This is a genomic window from Azoarcus sp. PA01 (genome assembly GCA_001274695.2).
Taxonomy (GTDB): Bacteria; Pseudomonadota; Gammaproteobacteria; order Burkholderiales; family Rhodocyclaceae; genus Aromatoleum.
In genome coordinates this window covers 595,565-611,090 of sequence record LARU01000004.1, presented here as the reverse complement: position 1 = coordinate 611,090, position 15,526 = coordinate 595,565, and the positions used below count along the sequence as shown (strand labels likewise).

At 68.2% G+C, this 15,526-nt stretch carries 12 protein-coding genes, 2 tRNA genes and 1 pseudogene; 6 read left to right on the top strand and 9 right to left on the bottom strand.

Translation table 11 applies throughout. The annotated features are described in order from the left end of the window. The first annotated feature begins 1 nt into the window (after position 1). From PA01_14965 to PA01_14955, 4 genes and pseudogenes are all read left to right on the top strand, one after another. Complete coding sequence (locus PA01_14965) at positions 2 to 934, top strand: branched-chain amino acid ABC transporter permease (protein ID KON80374.1); 933 nt, start codon at positions 2 to 4, stop codon at positions 932 to 934. After that, positions 934 to 1,689: an ABC transporter ATP-binding protein gene (locus PA01_14960; protein KON79774.1), complete on the top strand. Its 756-nt coding sequence runs from the start codon at positions 934 to 936 to the stop codon at positions 1,687 to 1,689. Before PA01_14965 ends, PA01_14960 begins: the two co-directional genes overlap by 1 nt. Positions 1,690 to 1,721: 32 nt before the next feature. After that, positions 1,722 to 2,129: pseudogene (locus PA01_19060) on the top strand (hemerythrin domain-containing protein). A gap of 204 nt (positions 2,130 to 2,333) precedes the next feature. Further along, the gene (locus PA01_14955; protein ID KON80373.2) at positions 2,334 to 3,047 is read left to right on the top strand and encodes an ABC transporter ATP-binding protein; all 714 of its coding nucleotides are present in this window, start codon (positions 2,334 to 2,336) and stop codon (positions 3,045 to 3,047) included. A gap of 305 nt (positions 3,048 to 3,352) precedes the next feature. Here the strand turns inward: PA01_14955 and fghA are convergent, their stop codons facing one another. Both fghA and PA01_14945 read right to left on the bottom strand, forming a co-directional pair. Next, positions 3,353 to 4,210: an S-formylglutathione hydrolase gene (gene fghA, locus PA01_14950; GenBank protein KON80372.2), complete on the bottom strand. Its 858-nt coding sequence runs from the start codon at positions 4,208 to 4,210 to the stop codon at positions 3,353 to 3,355. A 37-nt stretch (positions 4,211 to 4,247) separates the two neighbouring features. Next, entirely contained in the window at positions 4,248 to 5,357 is a 1,110-nt protein-coding gene (locus PA01_14945; GenBank protein KON79773.2) for an S-(hydroxymethyl)glutathione dehydrogenase/class III alcohol dehydrogenase, read from the bottom strand. A gap of 407 nt (positions 5,358 to 5,764) precedes the next feature. Between PA01_14945 and PA01_14940 the strand changes: the two genes are divergently transcribed. After that, positions 5,765 to 5,840, top strand: a tRNA-Gly gene (locus PA01_14940). A 59-nt stretch (positions 5,841 to 5,899) separates the two neighbouring features. Then, on the top strand, positions 5,900 to 7,102 hold the full coding sequence (locus PA01_14935) for an alkaline phosphatase family protein (GenBank protein ID KON79772.1): 1,203 nt from the start codon (positions 5,900 to 5,902) through the stop codon (positions 7,100 to 7,102). 28 nt (positions 7,103 to 7,130) lie between these two features. On the opposite strand, the gene PA01_14930 is transcribed toward PA01_14935, so the two are convergent. The 7 genes from PA01_14930 to hutH all read right to left on the bottom strand — a co-directional run bounded on the left by PA01_14930 (position 7,131) and on the right by hutH (position 15,273). Further along, on the bottom strand, positions 7,131 to 7,574 hold the full coding sequence (locus tag PA01_14930; protein ID KON79771.1) for a DUF1178 family protein: 444 nt from the start codon (positions 7,572 to 7,574) through the stop codon (positions 7,131 to 7,133). A gap of 40 nt (positions 7,575 to 7,614) precedes the next feature. Beyond that, positions 7,615 to 7,699, bottom strand: a tRNA-Leu gene (locus tag PA01_14925). Positions 7,700 to 7,766: 67 nt separating this feature from the next. Further along, positions 7,767 to 9,626, bottom strand: a complete 1,860-nt coding sequence (locus PA01_14920) for a DEAD/DEAH box helicase (GenBank protein KON79770.1) — start codon at positions 9,624 to 9,626, stop codon at positions 7,767 to 7,769. Between the two features lie 149 nt (positions 9,627 to 9,775). Beyond that, positions 9,776 to 10,756: a formimidoylglutamase gene (gene hutG / locus PA01_14915; protein ID KON79769.1), complete on the bottom strand. Its 981-nt coding sequence runs from the start codon at positions 10,754 to 10,756 to the stop codon at positions 9,776 to 9,778. Then, complete coding sequence (gene hutI, locus PA01_14910; protein KON79768.1) at positions 10,740 to 11,978, bottom strand: imidazolonepropionase; 1,239 nt, start codon at positions 11,976 to 11,978, stop codon at positions 10,740 to 10,742. Before hutI ends, hutG begins: the two co-directional genes overlap by 17 nt. A gap of 4 nt (positions 11,979 to 11,982) precedes the next feature. Next, the gene (locus PA01_14905) at positions 11,983 to 13,671 is read right to left on the bottom strand and encodes a urocanate hydratase (GenBank protein ID KON79767.1); all 1,689 of its coding nucleotides are present in this window, start codon (positions 13,669 to 13,671) and stop codon (positions 11,983 to 11,985) included. Positions 13,672 to 13,692: 21 nt separating this feature from the next. After that, on the bottom strand, positions 13,693 to 15,273 hold the full coding sequence (gene hutH, locus PA01_14900; protein KON79766.1) for a histidine ammonia-lyase: 1,581 nt from the start codon (positions 15,271 to 15,273) through the stop codon (positions 13,693 to 13,695). Positions 15,274 to 15,526: the final 253 nt, after the last annotated feature.

The following is a 15,526-nucleotide window of genomic DNA, read 5'->3' as shown; positions in this document are numbered from 1 at the left end:
GATGAAACCCACCACACGCGGATTCCTGTTCCTCGCGTTCGTGCTGGCGGTGCTGCCGCTGGCGCTGCCGAACGCCTACTACTACGACCTCGCGATCCGCATCGCGATCAACGCCAGCATCGCCGTTGGCCTCAACCTGCTGATCGGCTACACCGGCCAGATCAGCCTCGGCCACGCCGGCTTCTTCGGCATCGGCGCCTATGCGTCGGCGATCCTGACGAGCCGCTACGGCTGGCCGTCGGCGGTCGCGCTGATCCTCGGGGCGGTGGCGACCGCAGTCCTCGCGTTCGCGGTCGCGCGTCCGATCCTGAAGCTCAAAGGGCATTACTTGGCGATGGCGACGCTCGGGCTCGGCATCATCCTGTCGATGCTGATCATCAACGAGACCGACTTCACCGGCGGCCCGGACGGCATGCCGGTCGACGCGTTCAGCCTGTTCGGCTGGCAGATCGCGGGCGAGCACACCTGGTATGCGGTCGTCGCGGTGATGCTGCTGCTGGTCACGCGTGCCGCGCTGAACCTCATCGACGCGCCGGCCGGGCGCGCGCTGCAGGCGATCCACGGTTCCGAGATCGCGGCGCGCGTCGCGGGCATCGACACCACGTCGTTCAAGGTGCGCGTCTTCGTCCTCTCGGCTGTCGTCGCGAGCGTGATGGGCAGCGTTACCGCCCATTACGTCGGCTTCCTGACGCCGGGCGCGGCGGGCTTCTTCCATTCGATCGAGCTCGTCACGATGGTCGTGCTCGGCGGCATGGCGTCGGTGTTCGGCTCGATCCTCGGCGCGGTCGTGCTGACGCTGCTGCCGCAGCTGCTGTCGGCGTTCGAGGGCTGGGAGACGGTGGTCTTCGGCCTGATCCTGATGCTGACGATGATCTTCCTGCCGCGCGGCATCGTGCCGACGCTGCGCCTGAAGTTCGCCGGGAGGGCCGCGTGATGCTCGAAGTGCGCAACCTCTCGAAGACCTTCGGCGGCGTGAAGGCGGTGCAGGACGTGTCCTTCACCGTGCGGGCGGGGACGATCCACGCGGTGATCGGCCCCAACGGCGCCGGCAAGACGACGCTCTTCAACCTCATCACCGGCATCTACACGCCGACCGGTGGCGAGATCCTGTTCGACGACGCGCCCGCCGGCGGCGAGAGCCCCGACCGCCTCGCGCGCCGCGGCATGAGCCGGACCTTCCAGAACCTGCAGGTGTGCATGAACATGAGCGCGATCGAGAACGTCATGGTCGGCGCCCACCTGCGGCTGGGCTCCAGCCTGCTCGCCGGCCTGTTCCGGCTGCCCGGGCTGGCGAAGGCCGACGCCGAATGCCGCGACGAGGCCGCGCGCCTGATGGAGTTCGTCGGCGTCGGCCAGTATCGCGACACCCACGCCAGCCAGATGTCCTACGGCGCGCTCAAGCGCCTCGAGATCGCGCGCGCGCTCGCGGCGAAACCGAAGCTGCTGCTGCTCGACGAACCGGCCGCAGGCCTCAACCACACCGAGACCGCCGAGATTGAGGCGCTGATCCGCAAGGTGGCGGACTCCGGCGTCACCGTCATCCTCGTCGAACACGACATGAAGCTCGTCATGAACCTGTCCGACCACATCCTCGTGCTCGACTACGGCCGCAAGCTCGCCGAAGGCACCGCCGCCGAGATCCGCGACAACCCCGACGTCATCGCCGCCTACCTCGGCGCATCGGCCTGAAGGAGACGACCATGGAAGTTCTTGAATCGCGGATGCTCGCCCTCGACATCATCCAGGCCGAGCATCGCGGCATGTGGCGCGTCGCCGCCGCCTTCGATGCGCTCGCCGAGGCGATGGGCGAAGGACGCGACCTGCAGGCCGCCGCAGCGACGACGGTGGAGCTGCTCGAATACCTGGACGCGTACATCGACCGCATCCACCACCGCAAGGAAGACGAGTTCCTGTTCCCGGCCCTGCGCCGGCGCGACCCCGCCGCCGCCGCGGCCATCGCGCGGCTCGAAGCCGAGCACCGCGACGGGCCGGCCCACCGCGACCGGGTGCATGCCCTCGCGGTGGCGTTCCGCGACGGCCAACGCGGCGAGCAGCAGACCTTCCTCGACGCGTTGCGCGAGTTCGCCGAGCACCTGCGCCAGCACATGCGCCTGGAGGAGACGGCGGTCATTCCCGCCGCGCGGCGTGCGCTGGAGCCCGAGGACTGGGAGCGCATCGACGCGGCCTTCGCCGCCGACGAGGACCCGCTGTTCGGCGTCCGCTCGCGCGGCGACCTCGACACGCTGAAGGCGCGCATCATCGCGCTCGCGCCCGAGCCGGTCGGCCTCGGCGGGCGGCGCGAGAGCACGTCCTTCGTGCCCGCGCCGCAGCCGGTGCGCGAGACCGTCCTCGAAATCCGCGGCCTAACGTCGCACTACGGCCGCATCCAGGCGTTGCACGGCATCGACCTCGACGTGAAGCAGGGCCAGCTCGTCGCGCTGGTCGGCGCCAACGGCGCCGGCAAGACGACGCTGCTGCGCACGATCTCCGGCGTGCAGCCGGCGTCCGGCGGCGTCGTGCGCTTCGGCGGCGACGACATCACCCGCCTCGCGCCGGAAAAGCGCGTGCGTGCCGGCATCTGCCAGGTGCCCGAAGGGCGGCAGGTGTTCGGCCCGATGAGCATCGAGGACAACCTGCGCCTGGGTGCCTACGTCCGCCATGATCGCGAGATCGAGCAGGACCTCGAGCGCATGTACGGCATCTTCCCGATCCTGAAGGAGAAGCGCGCGCTGCCCGCGGGGACGCTCTCCGGCGGGCAGCAGCAGATGCTCGCGATGGCGCGCGCGCTGATGGGGCGCCCCAAGCTGCTGCTCCTCGACGAGCCTTCAATGGGCCTCGCTCCGCTGCTCGTCGAGGAGATCTTCCGCGTCATCCGGCGCCTGAAGGCCGACGGGATCACGATCTTCCTCGTCGAGCAGAACGCGCACGCCGCATTGGCGATCGCCGACATCGGCTACGTCGTCGAGACCGGCCACACGATCCTCAGCGGGCCGGGTCCCGAGCTGCTGCACGACGAGCAGGTGAAGAAGGCCTATCTGGGCATGTGATGCCCGTCACGAAAAACGGGAGAAATGCCGTGTCCGACCGCCACGATTCAAAGGACAAACTTGCCGAACCGCTGGTCCTGGCCGAGCGCCGGGGCCGCGTCGGCCTGCTCACGCTGAACCGCCCCGACCACCTCCAAGCCCGAGGGGACGCCGGTTCACCGCGGCGGCGAAGGTGCGGCGCACCGCGGTGCTCATTTCAAATCCCCTTGGAAAAAATGCTTGAAGCACACGGAGCTCCTCCTAGAACACGAGCACCTTGTCCGCCTCGGCGGTCCAGGTCCCCAGCTCCTTGAGCGTTCCGGAATTCACCCGCCAAGCGCGGCGGCATGATGGCGCAAGTGGTCGTCGATGAAACTCGCGATGAAGTAATAGCTGTGGTCGTAGCCGGGCTGGATGCGTAGCGTCAGCGGATAGTTTGCCGCGCGCGCGGCAGCTTCGAGCACTGCGGGCTTGAGCTGCTCGACGAGGAATGCGTCACGGTCGCCCTGATCGACGAGGATCGGCAGCGTTTCGCGCGCCTGGCCGATCAGCTCGCTCGCATCCCATTCGCGCCAGCGTGTACGATCCGCGCCGAGATAGCGCGAGAAGGCTTTTTCGCCCCACGGGCAGTGCGTCGGATTGGCGATCGGCGCGAACGCCGAGACCGAGCGGTAGCGCCCGGGGTTCTTCAACGCGCAGACGAGCGCGCCGTGCCCGCCCATCGAGTGGCCACTGATGGCACGCCGGTCGGAGGCGGGAAAGTGCGCCTCGACGAGCGCCGGCAGTTCATCGACGACGAACTCGTGCATCCGGTAGTGCCGGGACCACGGTGCTTCGGTCGCATCGAGATAGAAGCCTGCGCCGAGGCCGAAATCCCAGGCGCCGTCGGGGTCACCCGGCACGTCGGGGCCGCGCGGGCTCGTGTCGGGCGCGACGAGGATCAGCCCGAGCTCGGCGGCGAGGCGCTGTGCGCCGGCTTTCTGCATGAAATTCTCGTCGGTGCAGGTCAGCCCCGACAGCCAGTACAGCACCGGCAGCTTCTTGCCCTGCTCGGCCTGCGGCGGCAGATAGACCGCGAATACGGTGTCGCCGGCGAGCGCCGTCGAGCGGTGCCGCAAGCGCTGCAGCCAGCCGCCGAAGCATTTCTGCGACGAGAGTTGTTCGAGGGGCACGGCATCCTCCATTGAAAACGGTCGGCGTGGCTATCCGCGGCGCGACCATTCAGAAATGGATCACGCTGCGGATGCTCTGGCCTGCGTGCATCAGTTCGAACGCGCGGTTGATGTCTTCGAGCGGCAGGTGGTGGGTGATGAAGACGTCGAGCGGAATCTCGCCGCGTTGCGCTTTCTCGACGTAGCCCGGCAGCTCGGTGCGGCCCCTGACGCCACCGAACGCGCTGCCGCGCCACACGCGCCCGGTCACGAGCTGGAACGGGCGTGTCGAGATCTCCTGGCCGGCGCCGGCCACGCCGATGATCGTCGATTCGCCCCAGCCCTTGTGGCAGCACTCGAGCGCGGCGCGCATCAGCTTGACGTTGCCGACGCACTCGAACGAGTAGTCGACGCCGCCGTCGGTCATCTCGACGATGACGTCCTGGATCGGCTTCGCGTGGTCGTTCGGATTGACGACGTCGGTCGCGCCCAGCTGCCGCGCGAGGTCGAACTTCGCCGGATTGAGGTCGATGCCGATGATGCGCGACGCCTTCGCCATCTTCGCGCCGAGGATCGCCGCGAGCCCGATGCCGCCGAGGCCGAAGATCGCGACCGTCGCGCCGGGCTCGACCTTCGCGATGTTGAGGACTGCGCCGATGCCGGTCGTCACGCCGCAGCCAAGCAGGCACACCTTGTCGAGCGGCGCCTCCTTCGGGATCTTCGCGAGCGAGATCTCGGGCACGACCGTGTATTCGGAAAACGTCGAGGTGCCCATGTAGTGGTAGATCGGCTGGCCGTTGTACGAGAAGCGCGTCGTGCCGTCCGGCATCAAGCCCTTGCCCTGCGTTGCGCGCACCGCCTGGCACAGGTTCGTCTTGCCCGACTTGCAGAACTTGCACTCGCGGCACTCGGCCGTGTAGAGCGGGATCACGTGATCGCCCACGCCGACCGACGTGACGCCTTCGCCGACCGCCTCGACGATGCCGCCGCCTTCGTGGCCGAGGATCGCCGGGAAGATACCTTCGGGGTCGTCGCCCGACAGCGTGAACGCATCGGTGTGGCACACGCCGGTCGCGAGGATGCGCACGAGCGCTTCGCCTGCCTTCGGCGGCTCGACGTCGACTTCGACGATCTGCAGCGGTTGCTTCGGCCCGAAGGCGACGGCGGCGCGTGACTTGATGGTCATGGGAGCGGTCCTGGCGGGTTGGGAAAGCTCAGTCTAATGGATCCGCACGGCGTGGGAACGGGGGCGGGGGCTGCGGGTTTCCCGACGTCGCATTTGCGCCGCGATCCGTCGTTTCCGGGCAAATCCCGCCTCGACGGGAATTTCCCCTTCTTTGCGCCTGAACGACCGGTTGGACGCGTACAGCCAAGAGCTCCGAAAAACAGGGCCTCAAACGAAGAGGGCAGCGAACGCTTGCAGAAGGCGGAGACTTCCGGCATTATGCGCGCCTCGACAACGCAGCGACGTGTCGAGAGGTGGCAGCACCGAGTGGCAGCGGTCCGGAAATCCGCGCCAATACTGATTTGTACGGCCTGCAAAGCCGGGCATATCGGTCCGATTCCGGTGCGCCTCCAGAAGTACATGCGGGAATAGCTCAGTTGGTAGAGCGCAACCTTGCCAAGGTTGAGGTCGCGAGTTCGAGACTCGTTTCCCGCTCCAGAAATTGACAAAAGGAAGGTGCGAGCGCACCTTCCTTTTGTCGTTTACCGGCTCTGGCCATGCCCGCCTGCCGAAACATTCCATTTTCGTTGCCGCGTGCCGCTGTCGTGCCCGATTACGGGGCGAATGGCCTGTATGGCGTCGTCGGCGCGATCCGTGCCTTTCTTGATGGCCAGCGCTGGGCGGTACCAAGCGAGGAGCGCGTCGATTTCGCGCAGGACGAACCCGCGCCGGTGCTGGTGTTCCTGCTCATTGACGGCCTCGGTGACGCGTTCCTGCAGCGTTTTGGAGCGGGAAGCGCGTTGCTCGCGCACCGCCAGCGACGGCTGACTTCGGTTTTTCCGAGCACGACGGCGAGCGCAGTAACGACCACGCTCACCGGGCTGGCGCCGGCCCGCCATGGATTGACCGGCTGGTTAATCCACGACAAGCGGTTCGGCGGGGTCGTCGCACCGTTGCCGATGAGGAAACGTTCGGGCGGACTCATTCGGGGCGCGATGGCGTCGGAGCGCCTCTTTCCGTATCCGAGCCTGTTCCAGAACCGCAGGCGCAAGTCGATTTACGTCAATCCGCGCAGTCTCGCGCATTCGCCGTTCTCGGCGAGGCACGGACGCGGGGCCGAGATCGTCGCGTATCGCGGGCTCCAGGGAATGGTCGCTGCGATAGCGACGGCAGCAAGGGCGCTGAAGAGCGCAGCAGGGGGCTATATCCACGCCTACTATCCGGTGTTCGATGCGCTCAGTCATGCACACGGCTGCGAGTCCGACGAGACCATCGCGCAGTTTCGCCATATTGATGCGGCGTTCGCCGCCTTGCTCGATGACCTGGGCGGAACTGGCGTCGACGTCGTCGCGAGCGCGGACCACGGCTTCATCGATTCGCCTGCGGAGCGCGTGATCCGCTTCGAACGGTTCACGGACGCCGCGGCAATGCTCGCCGGACCATTGTTCGGCGAACGTCGGGCCGCGCTGTGCGAGCTTCGCCACGGGGCGGAGGACGATTTTCGCGCGTTCGTCGGGGCGGAACTGCCAGGCAAGGCGGTGCTGGTGCGTTCGCGGGACCTGCTGCGCAGCGGGTTTTTCGGGCCGGGGCCGCGACACCGGCAGTTGCGCGAACGCCTCGGCAGCCATGCGCTGCTGATGGAACCCGGCTGGACGATCACGGACAGGATGCCCGGCGAACACGCGCACCGGATGATCGGCGTGCATGGCGGACTGTCGCCGCAGGAAATGTGGGTGCCGCTGATTCACGCCCGCTGTTGACGCCCCACGGGCAGCGGGCCGGCAGGGGTCAGTGCAACGCTTCGTCGTCGGGCGGCACGGGCAGCACCATGATGCCTTCGTCGATCAGTTCCCCGATGTCGTCGTGCGATGCTTTCCCTTTGATGTTGCGCGCTTCGCTTTCGCCGTAGTGGATGCGGCGCGCTTCCTCGACAAACCGCTCGCCGACGTCCTCCGACTCCTTGCCGAAGCGGCGCAGCATCGCCACGGCCGTGGCGACCGCGTCCATCTGCTGGGGCGTTGCAGGGCGCGGCGAGGAGCGCGGTACCGGAGCCGCGGGCGGCACCGAGCCGGTGTTGAGGTACGGAGCGCTCGGACGCCGGCTGATCGATGCCGACCCGCAAACGGGACAGACGACCTGTCCGCGCTCACGCTGGGTTTCGAACGCGGCAGCCGAGCCGAACCAGCCTTCGAACAGGTGCTCGTGGTCGCAGCAAAGGTTCAGAACGATCACCGCAGGCAGTCCTGGAGAAAATCACGCACAGCGCGCTCGCTGGTGCCGGGGACGGGACTTGAACCCGTAAGCCCGAAGGCGGCGGATTTTAAGTCCGCTGTGTATACCGATTTCACCACCCCGGCGCGATGGGTGGCGCATTCTACCCTGCGCCCAACACGCCTGCACACCGCGGCTGGCGGCGCAGTCGATTCAGCGATCGTGCGGTTTTTTCTTGCCAGGCTTGAAGCCGGGGGAGGGCGCGCGCTTATCGCTGCTGAAGGATCTCGGGCCGGGGCTGCCGGGACGAGGCGGCTTGCTTCCGGGGGCCGCGTGACGCGGCGCAGCGCCGGGACGAGGAGGGCCCGGGCGTACGCGGGCGGCGTCGCGCTTTGCTTCCTCGGCGTCGAGCGGGCGGATGTTCAGCTGGTGCTGGCGTACGCGCACCCGGCGCAGGATGTCGAGGACGTCGTGCGGCAGGGCGCTCGGCAGTTCGACGGTGCTGTAGTCCTCGTAGAGGTTGATCTGCCCGATATAGCGGCTTTCGATGCCGGCCTCGTTGGCGATCGCGCCGACGATGTCCTTCGGCGTCGCCTGCTGGTTGCGGCCGACGTCGATGCGGTAGCGCTGCAGATTGCCCTCGGAAAACTCGCGTCGGCGTTCGAGGATTTTCTCGCGGTTTTCGCGCGGCGCGCGCTCGGCGCCCGGTTCGCGTCGCGGTTCGGGGAGGCGCGCGATGTCGGGACCTTTCGACTCCGGCAGCTGCAGCGGGCGCTCGCGCTGCGCGAGGAAAGCGAGCGCGGCGGCGATGTCGTCGAGTCCGGCTTCGTGGGTCGATTCGATGCCGGCGACGACGTCGCGGAAGAACGCGAGGTCTTCGGATTCGAGCACTTCGGCGACTTGCTGGCGGAATGCGGCGACCCGCTTGTCCGCGACCGCTTCGCGCGACGGCAGTTGCAGCGCCTCGATCGGCTGGCGGGTCGCGCGTTCGATGACTTTCAGCATGCGTATCTCGCGCGGCGCGACGAACAGGATCGCGCTGCCGGTGCGACCGGCGCGCCCCGTGCGGCCGATGCGATGCACATACGCTTCGGTGTCGTACGGGATGTCGTAGTTGATGACGTGGCTGATGCGCGACACGTCGAGGCCGCGCGCCGCAACGTCGGTCGCGACGACGATGTCGAGCTGACCGCCCTTGAGCTGTTCGATGACGCGCTCGCGCAGCTGCTGCGTCATGTCGCCGTTCAGCGCGGCGGCCGAGTAGCCGCGCGCTTCGAGCTTGTCGGCCAGCTCGACGGTCGCGGTCTTGGTGCGGACGAAGATGATCGCGGCGTCGAAATCCTCCTCGACTTCGAGGATGCGCGTCAGCGCGTCGAGCTTGTGCGCGACGCTGACCTGGCAGTAGCGCTGGCGGATCGCGGCGACCGTGGTCGTGCTGGTCTTGATCTTGACTTCGCGCGGGTCGCGCAGGTAGCGGTGCGCGACGCGGCGGATCGCGTCGGGCATCGTCGCCGAGAACAGCGCCGTCTGCCGCTCGGCCGGCGTGTGCTGCAGGATCCATTCGACGTCGTCGATGAAGCCCATGCGCAGCATCTCGTCGGCTTCGTCGAGCACCAGCGTCGTCAGGCTGTCGAGATTGAGGCTCTTGCGCTCGATGTGGTCCATGACGCGGCCCGGCGTGCCGACGATGACATGCGCGCCGCGGGCGAGCTGGCGCAGCTGCACGACCATGCTCTGGCCGCCGTACACCGGCAGCACGTGGAAACCGGGCAGGTTCTTCGCATAACGCTGGAAAGCTTCGGCGACCTGGATCGCGAGTTCGCGGGTCGGCGCGAGCACGAGCACCTGCGGATTCTTCACGCTGAGATCGAGGCGGTCGAGCAGCGGCAGCGCGAACGCGGCGGTCTTGCCGGTGCCGGTCTGCGCTTCGCCGAGCAGGTCGTGGCCGGCGAGCAGATGCGGAATGCAGACCGCCTGGATCGGCGACGGCGTTTCATAGCCGATTTCGGACAGCGCATCGAGCAGCGGTGCACGGAGATCGAGTTGGGCGAAGCTTTCGATGGGGGAAGTCATGGGATTCTGGTGCGGGCAGCGGAAAAGGGAATAGGCGCCGATCCGTCGAGCGTGACGGGGCGCTTCACGAATGAAGCGCATCGTACCGAAATCCCGCCGGTGCCGCTTGGCTCAATCGCGCCCGGGGAACACGCAGGCAAGACGGTACCTCAGCTCCGGTGACGGTCGATCTCGCGCGCGATCCGCCAGACGAGGCGTGCGGCCAGACGCGCGGTCCGGGCGTCGGAGTCGACGGAAGGGTTCAGTTCGGCGACGTCGGCGACGCGCAGCTTGCCGCTCGAGGCGGCGATGCCGATCACCGCCTCGACGACGGCCGGTTCGACGCCGAGCGTCGCCGGAGCGCTGACACCGGGCGCGCACCCCCCCGGCAGCGCGTCGAGGCACAGCGTCAGGTAGAGCCAGTCGATGCCGGCGAGGAAATCGCGCACCGTGTCGGCGATCGGATCGAGATCGCGCACGCCCATTTCCTCGTCGAGGCGAAACGTGACGCCGAGCGCGCGGGCGCGGTCGAACAACGCGGCAGTGTTCGCCGCTTCGGCGATTCCCAGCACGCAGTAGCGGAATTTCCAGCCGCGGGCCGAGCAGTCTTCGGCGATCTGGCGGAAGGGCGTGCCAGAATTGCCCGCGGGCGCCGCGCGCAGGTCGAAATGGGCGTCGACGTTGAGAATGCCGATGCGCGGAGGATCCGGTTGGCGGGCCGCATGCAGGGCAAGCCCCTGCCAGGCTGCCCACGCGATCTCGTGGCCGCCGCCGAGGCCGATCGGCACATGCCCCGCGTCGAGCAGCGTCGCGATGCGTTCAGCGTAGCCGGCCTGCATCGTCTCGAGCGTCTGCTCGCCGGATCCGGGCGTGCGGGCGCCCGCATCGCCGGCGTCGTACACCGGCCGTGCCCCGTGCCACCCGAGGTTCGCGAGCGCGCGGCGCAGCGTCCCAGGGCCTTCGGCGGCTCCGGGGCGGCCGTGGTTGCGCCGCACGCCGAGGTCGCACGGGAAACCGAGCAGCGCGATGCCGGGGGGTGCGTGCGGCGGCAGCATCGTGACGCACTGGTGCCAGCGCAATGCCCGCGGGCCTTCGTGCACGTCGGTGCGGCCGCGCCACGGCTCCCGATTTTCCTCATCGTTGTGCGGCATCACTTGCTCCGCTGATTTGTCCGCCGAACACGCGCAATGCGAGCGGGTTGTAGCCGAGGTGGTAGCACAGCTCGGCCGGGGTATCGACGTGCCACAGGCCGAGATCCGCGAGTTTTCCCGCCTCCAGCGTGCCGAGGTCGTCGCTGCGCCCGAGCGCGCGGGCCGCGTTGCGCGTGACGCCGGCGAGCGCCGCGGTGGGAGGGAGGCGGAACAGCACGCAGGCCATGTTGACCGCGAGCAACAGCGAACTGAGCGGCGAAGTGCCGGGGTTGCAGTCCGTCGCGATCGCGATCGGCACGCCGAGCGCGCGCAGCCGCGCGACCGGTGGAAGGTGCGTCTCGCGCAGGAAATAGAATGCCCCGGGCAGCAGCACGGCGACGCTGCCGGCCGCGGCGAGCGCCGCTGCACCGGCTTCGGAGAGGTGTTCGAGATGATCGGCGCACAGCGCGCCGTAGCGGGCCGCCAACGCCGCACCACCCGAATCCGAGAGCTGCTCGGCATGCAGCCTGACGGGCAGCCCGAGCGCACGGGCTGCGCGGAACACCGCTTCGGTTTGCGCCGGGCTGAACGCGATGCGCTCGCAGAACGCATCGACGGCATCGACGAGGCCTTCGCGGTACAGTGCCGGCAGCATCACGTCGCAGACTTCGGCGATGTAGTCGTCGGCGCGTCCGTCGTAGTCGGGCGGCAGCGCGTGCGCGCCAAGGAACGTCGTCGTTACGCGGACCGGGGCGATTTCTCCCAGCATACGCGCCGCGCGCAGCATGCGTCGCTCGGCGGACAGTTCCAGCCCGTAGCCCGATTTGATCTCCACCGTCGTGACTCCTTCGGCGATCAGTCGCGCGAGACGCGGCCGGCTCGCGGTGACCAGCGCTTCCTCGCTGGCGGTCCGCGTTGCCGCGACCGTCGCACGGATGCCGCCGCCGGCGCGCGCGATCTCCTCGTAGCTCGCGCCCTCCATGCGCAGCTCGAACTCTTGCGCGCGGTTGCCGGCATAAACGAGATGGGTGTGGCAGTCGATCAGTCCCGGCAGCAGCCAGCCGCCGGCGCCGTCGATTTCCTGGGCGGCACGCGCTTCGCGCGGCAGGTCGCGTTCGGCGCCAAGCCATACGATGCGCCCGGCTCGCACCGCGAGCGCACCATCCCGCAGCGTGCCGTACGGTTCGTTGCCGGCGAACGTCGCCAGATGCACGCGGCGGAACAGCAGGTCCCAGGCGGCCATGTGATCAGGCGTCGTGCATCGGCAGGCGCAGGCCGATTTCCCGTGCCGTCGCGAGCGCTTCCTCGTACCCCGCGTCGGCATGGCGCATCACGCCGCTCGCCGGGTCGTTGAACAGCACCCGTGCGATCCGGCGCGCCGCTCCGTCGGTGCCGTCGCAGACGATCACCTGGCCGGCGTGCTGCGAATACCCCATGCCGACGCCGCCGCCGTGATGAAACGACACCCACGTTGCGCCGCTCGCGGTGTTGAGCAGCGCGTTGAGCAGCGGCCAGTCGGATACCGCGTCGGAGCCGTCGCGCATCGCCTCGGTTTCACGGTTCGGGCTCGCGACCGAACCGGTATCGAGATGGTCGCGGCCGATGACGATCGGCGCATGCAGTTCGCCGTGGCGGACCATCTCGTTGAACGCGAGACCGACGCGGTAACGGTCTTTCGGGCCGAGCCAGCAGATGCGCGCGGGCAGGCCCTGGAACGTGATGCGGTGCCGGGCGAGGTCGAGCCAGTTGTGCAGGTGCCGGTCGTCGGGGATAAGCTCCTTCACTTTCGCGTCGGTGCGATGGATGTCCTTCGCGTCACCCGACAGCGCGACCCAGCGGAACGGGCCGTAGCCGCGGCAGAACAGCGGGCGGATGTACGCCGGAACGAAGCCGGGAAAGGCGAATGCGTCGATGACGCCGGCGTCGCGCGCCATCTGGCGGATGTTGTTGCCGTAGTCGAACACCGCCGCACCGGCCCGCTGCAACGCGAGCATCGCGCGCACCTGGTTCGCCATCGAGCGCTTCGCCGGTTCGAGGATGCTCTGCGGATCGCTGCGCTGGCGCTCGCGCCATTGCTGCAGCGTCCAGCCTTGCGGCAGGTAGCCGTGGATCGGATCGTGCGCGCTGGTCTGGTCGGTGACGACGTCGGGCATCACGCCGCGGCGCGCGATCTCCTCGAACACGTCGGCGGCGTTGCCGACGAGGCCCACCGACAGCGTGCGGCCCTCCGCCCGCGCCGCGTCGAGCAAGGCGAGCGCCTCGTCGAGCGACGCGGCCTTGCGGTCAAGGTAGTGCGTCTTCAGGCGCAGGTCGATGCGCGTCTCGTCGCACTCGACTGCGAGCATCGAAAACCCCGCCATCGTCGCCGCGAGCGGCTGCGCGCCGCCCATGCCGCCGAGCCCGCCGGTGAGGATCCAGCGCCGCGCGCCCTGCCCGCCGAAATGGCGATCGGCGCAGGCGGTGAAAGTCTCGTACGTGCCCTGCACGATGCCCTGCGAGCCAATGTAGATCCACGAGCCCGCCGTCATCTGGCCGAACATCATCAGGCCTTTGCGGTCAAGCTCGTTGAAGTGCTCCCACGTTGCCCACTTCGGCACGAGGTTGGAGTTCGCGATCAGCACGCGCGGCGCATCGACGTGGGTGCGGAACACGCCGACCGGCTTGCCGGACTGCACCAGCAGCGTCTCGTCCTCGCCCAGTTCGCGCAGCGTCGCGAGGATCGTGTCGAAGCACGCCCAGTCGCGCGCCGCGCGCCCCATGCCGCCATAGACGACGAGATGTTCGGGGTGCTCGGCGACTTCGGGGTCGAGGTTGTTCTGGATCATCCGCCACGCGGCCTCGATCAGCCAGTTGCGGCAGTGCAACGTCGCGCCATGCGGCGAACGCACGACGCGGCCCGGCGCGTAGCGGGGATCGGTGCTGTGGACTTCGTTCATCGCGGCCTCCTTCGGAGCGCTTCAGTGGGATTCGACGTCTTGCGCGGCCGAACGGGACGCATCGCCGTCCGCCACGCGTTCGGAGTCGAAGGACAGGGGACAATGGCGCCCGAAAGCTCCCGCCGACACGTCGTCCTTGATCGATGCGATGTCCGGCGCGAAATAGTGGTCGATGTCGTAATGCGGAACGCGGCTGCGGATCAGCGCGAGCACGGCCTGCAGGCGCGGCGAAGTGCAGTGCGGAGCGCGCAGCTCGACGCCCTGCGCCGCGGCGAGCAGCTCGATTGCGAGGATCGTCGCGGTGTTGTCGGCGAGCTCGCCGAGCTTGCGTGCAGCGAACGTCGCCATCGACACGTGATCTTCCTGGTTCGCCGACGTCGGCAGCGAATCGACGCTCGCCGGATGCGCGAGAAGCTTGTTCTCGGACGCGAGCGCGGCCGCGGTGACCTGCGCGATCATGAAACCGGAATTGACGCCGCCTTCGGTGACGAGGAACGGCGGCAGGCCCGACAGCGTCGCGTCGATCAGCAGCGCGATGCGCCGCTCGGACAGCGCGCCGATCTCGGCCGCCGCGAGCGCGAGCGCGTCCGCGGCGAAAGCGACCGGCTCGGCATGGAAGTTCCCGCCCGACAGCACTTCGCCGCTGTCGGGAAAAACCAGCGGGTTGTCGGATACGGCGTTCGCTTCGATCAGCAGCACGCGCGCGGCGTGGCGCATCTGGTCGAGACAGGCGCCCATGACCTGCGGCTGGCAGCGCAGGCTGTACGGGTCCTGCACCTTGCCGCAGTCGCGATGCGCGAGGTTGATCCCGCTGCCTTCGAGCAGCTGACGGTAGGTGGCAGCAGCGTCGATCTGCCCCGGCTGACCGCGCAACACGTGAATCCGGGCATCGAACGGCTTGAACGAGCCGGCCGCGGCGTCGACCGACAGTGCCCCCGCGACGAGCGCGGTGCGGAATACGGTTTCGATCGCGAACAGATTGACAAGCGCCAGCGCCGTAGACACCTGCGTGCCGTTGAGCAGCGCCAGCCCTTCCTTCGCCCCGAGCCTCATCGGCGCCAGTCCCGCGATCGCCAGCGCTTCGCTTGCGGGCACGCGTCGGCCGTCGATATCGGCTTCGCCGATGCCCAGCAGCAGCGCGGAAAGATGCGCGAGCGGTGCGAGATCGCCGCTCGCGCCGACCGAGCCCTTGGACGGTATGCGGGGCACGACGCCGGCGTTGAAGAGTCCGAGCAGCGCATCGATGAGTTCCATGCGCACACCCGAGTGTCCGCGCGCAAGGCTCGCGATCTTCAGCGCCAGCACGAGGCGCACTGTCGGCAGCGAAAGCGGTTCGCCGACGCCCACCGCGTGCGACAGCACTAGGTTCTTCTGCAGCAGCTCGAGCTGATCGTCCGGAATGTGCGTCTGCGCGAGGCGGCCGAAACCGGTGTTGATGCCGTAAGCCGGCTCGCCGCTGTGCGCGATCGCCTCGACCGTCGCGGCGCCGCGCGCGATCGCCGAAAAGCAGCCTGGTTCAAGCTCGAGCCGGCACTCGCTGAACGCGATCGTGCGCAGTTCGGCGAGCGTCAATCGACCGGGATGAAGGCAAACGGCAATCATCGGGAGTTCCCCCTACTGGCGTTTTGACCGCTCGTGCGCCGGAAAATTTGTCGTCGGCGACGCGACCGCAGTCATATGGCACTCGTCACGCCAGGATGGTTCGCTGCCCGGGTTCGTGCAGCGGAACCCATTCACCGTTTCATCATGGGAGGTCATTCGCCTGGCGTTATTCAATTCGCTTTATCCGATCGGCTGGCCCTGGAGGCGGGAAGGCGCTACCCTTGGGCATCGCGGCGGTCTGCCATTGAAGATC

Bases quoted from the DNA above. Each gene is read 5' to 3' on its own strand.
- PA01_14965 (KON80374.1), top strand. From the start codon at position 2: ATGAAACCCACCACACGCGGATTCCTGTTCCTCGCGTTCGTGCTGGCG.
- PA01_14960 (KON79774.1), top strand. From the start codon at position 934: ATGCTCGAAGTGCGCAACCTCTCGAAGACCTTCGGCGGCGTGAAGGCG.
- fghA (KON80372.2), bottom strand. From the start codon at position 4,210: ATGGAGGATGCCGTGCCCCTCGAACAACTCTCGTCGCAGAAATGCTTC.
- PA01_14935 (KON79772.1), top strand. From the start codon at position 5,900: ATGCCCGCCTGCCGAAACATTCCATTTTCGTTGCCGCGTGCCGCTGTC.
- PA01_14920 (KON79770.1), bottom strand. From the start codon at position 9,626: ATGACTTCCCCCATCGAAAGCTTCGCCCAACTCGATCTCCGTGCACCG.
- hutG (KON79769.1), bottom strand. From the start codon at position 10,756: ATGCCGCACAACGATGAGGAAAATCGGGAGCCGTGGCGCGGCCGCACC.
- hutI (KON79768.1), bottom strand. From the start codon at position 11,978: ATGGCCGCCTGGGACCTGCTGTTCCGCCGCGTGCATCTGGCGACGTTC.
- PA01_14905 (KON79767.1), bottom strand. From the start codon at position 13,671: ATGAACGAAGTCCACAGCACCGATCCCCGCTACGCGCCGGGCCGCGTC.
- hutH (KON79766.1), bottom strand. From the start codon at position 15,273: ATGATTGCCGTTTGCCTTCATCCCGGTCGATTGACGCTCGCCGAACTG.